Origin of the sequence: Schumannella sp. 10F1B-5-1 (assembly GCF_006517535.1) — a bacterium.
GTDB lineage: Bacteria > Actinomycetota > Actinomycetes > Actinomycetales > Microbacteriaceae > Schumannella.
Window position 1 is genome coordinate 1 of the sequence record NZ_VHQH01000046.1, and the last position, 201, is coordinate 201.

At 70.1% G+C, this 201-nt stretch carries 1 protein-coding gene; it reads right to left on the minus strand.

Annotated features, from left to right (window positions below):
• On the minus strand, positions 1 to 201 hold a 201-nt coding region (locus FJ658_RS14955), incomplete at both ends, for an aldehyde dehydrogenase family protein (RefSeq protein ID WP_141146201.1).

The window sequence follows — 201 nt, forward strand, 5'->3', positions numbered from 1 at the left end:
CACCACGTTCTTGGAGCCGGCGCGCGCGCGCATGTCCCACCCGACGCGTGCCGAGCCCGTGAACGACAGCAGCTTGAACCGGGGATCGGTGACGAGAGAATCGCCGACCTCGATGTCCATCGGCAGCACGCTCACCGCCCCCTCGGGCAGACCCGCCTCGTCGATGAGACGCGCGAGGTGCAGCAGCGTGAGGGCGACGCG